The organism is Falsiroseomonas oryzae (genome assembly GCF_027856955.1).
GTDB lineage: Bacteria > Pseudomonadota > Alphaproteobacteria > Acetobacterales > Acetobacteraceae > Falsiroseomonas > Falsiroseomonas oryzae.
Window position 1 is genome coordinate 1 of the sequence record NZ_JAPSMD010000847.1, and the last position, 1,142, is coordinate 1,142.

Below are 1,142 nucleotides of genomic sequence, written 5' to 3' on the forward strand. Positions count from 1 at the left end.
CGCGGTGCGGCTGCGCGCCGCGCGCTGCCTGGCGCGGCTCTCGGCCGGGTTGCTGGCGATGAACGACGCGGCGCCGGCGGGCGGCGGCTGAGCCGCCCGGGACACCCGGGCGCATGTCGGAGGGGGACGGAGCGCGGCGCGACGAGCCGATGCGCGGCATCCCGCTGCTGCTCGTCTCCATCACGCTGTTCTCGATCTCCGACGCGCTGGCCAAGAAGCTGGGCGAGACGCTGCCGCCGGTGGAGATCGCCTGGCTGCGCTACCTCGCCTTCCTGGCGCTGACGCTGCTGCCGATGATGCGGCGCGGCGGGCTGGCGGTGGCGCGCACGCGCGCGCCGGGGCTGCAGGTGCTGCGAGCGCTCGGCGTGGTGGGATCCGCGGTGCTGTTCATCACCGCGCTGCGGCACATGCCGCTGGCCGAGGCGACGGCGGTGAACTTCGTCGCGCCCGCCTTCGTCACCGCCCTTTCCGTCGTGTTCCTGGGTGAGCGGGTGGGGTGGCGGCGCTGGACCGCGATCGCGGTCGGGCTGCTTGGTATGCTGATCATCCTGCGCCCCGGATCGGAGGTGTTCACGCCGGCGGCGCTGCTGCCGGTGCTGTCCTCCGCCGCCTGGGCCGCGGCGGTGATCGCCACGCGGCGGATGCCGGCAGGGGAATCGCCGGCCACCACGCTGTTCTGGACGGCCGCGGTCGGTTTCGTCGTGCTGACGCTGCTGCTGCCCTTCGGCGCCCGGGTGCCGACCGCGACGGAACTCGGGCTCGGCCTGCTGATCGGGCTGGTGTCCTCCGTGGCGCAGTGGCTGGTGGTGCTGGCCTATCGCGCGGCGCCGGCCTCCGTGCTCGCGCCCTTCTCCTACACGCAGCTGCTGACCTCCGGCCTGCTCGGGGCGATCGTGTTCGGCGCGCTGCCGGATGGCTGGACGCTGCTCGGCGCCGCGGTGATCGCCGCGAGCGGGCTCTACACCGCGCATCGCGAGCGGGTCCGCGCGCGGGCCACGACGCAAGGCCGGTAGCGGCGCGGCCGGGAACCCCGGCCCGTCCGCGCGCGATTGTCCTGTTGCGCGCGCGTGCCGGCTGGCCCGCGGGCGGGGAGGAGCCTGCGTGTCAGCGACCCGTGAGGCCCGCCGCGAGCCGTTGCCGCT

General features: G+C 75.4%; 1 protein-coding gene. It reads left to right on the forward strand.

What is annotated here, in order from left to right; all coding sequences use genetic code 11:
- The first annotated feature begins 113 nt into the window (after positions 1-113).
- The gene (locus OZN99_RS32170; RefSeq protein WP_270939255.1) at positions 114-1,013 is read left to right on the forward strand and encodes a DMT family transporter; all 900 of its coding nucleotides are present in this window, start codon (positions 114-116) and stop codon (positions 1,011-1,013) included.
- The last annotated feature ends 129 nt before the right edge of the window (positions 1,014-1,142 follow it).